This is a genomic window from Vibrio sp. Y176 (genome assembly GCF_033438945.1).
Genome location: NZ_JAWOQS010000199.1, coordinates 1 through 913, shown reverse-complemented (window position 1 = coordinate 913; position 913 = coordinate 1). Strand labels below are relative to the sequence as shown.

Sequence of the window (913 nt, the reverse complement as noted above, 5' to 3'; positions counted from 1 at the left end):
CAATGATGAGTATTGCGTTGCTGCATCTGGGTACAAGATTGCTGAAGCCCAAGGTGGGATGAACCAAATTACCGCGCCAAATAGCATCATCACAAGCGCCATCAGCGCAGCTTTGCTTGCGTTTTTCGAATCTTTCGCGTTAAGGAAACGGTAAGACTCCTGCATGTTGTTGATACTTTGCAGCTGTTTCACTACGAAGAAGATGAACGTACAAACTAACAGTAGTGGGTAGTTCATATCTGGGCCCATGATGAAGCCACCAGGGAAGTTCTCAACGATCTCGCCAGGGCCGCCAACGACGTACAATGCAACTGCCGCACAAGCAATGGAGATAACCGCAACAACCAGCGTTTGAATAAAGTCCGACGCCACTACGCCCCACGCACCACTCAGCAATGAGATAGCCAATACCGCAAGGCCAGTCACCCAAATGGTAGTCACGATGTCGGCATTAAATACCGCAGAAGCAAACACACCCAAACCATTTAGCCAAACACCCGCGTTAATCACACTTAACGGAATGATTACCCAAGTGAAAAACTGCTCGTTAGTGTTACCAAAGCGGCGTTTTACCCCTTCAGTTGGTGTATCGACTCGCATTTGGCGGAAGCGGCGAGCAAAGTAGAAGTAAGCGAAAACGTACGCCACCATGTTGCCAACAAACACGGCCAATACCGCGAAGCCATCGTTAAACGCTTTACCCGCTGCACCGGTAAACGTCCATGCAGAGAACTGAGTCATAAATGCTGTGGCACCAACCATCCACCAAAGCATCTTACCGCCCCCGCGGAAATAGTCGCTGGTACTATTGCTTGCCATTTTTTTGAACAGCAAGCTGATTGCCACCATCAGGGCAAAGTAGCCTGCTATTACTAAGTAATCGTATTCCATAATAGAAACCTCGAAACGCTGT

Annotated in this window: 1 protein-coding gene; it reads right to left on the bottom strand. The window is 48.6% G+C overall.

All coding sequences use genetic code 11. From position 1 onward, the window contains the following. Window positions 1–891, bottom strand: an 891-nt coding sequence (locus R7O13_RS25075) for a sodium:solute symporter family transporter (protein WP_412125725.1), incomplete at its 3' end; no start/stop codon positions are given. Between the last annotated feature and the right edge of the window lie 22 nt (window positions 892–913).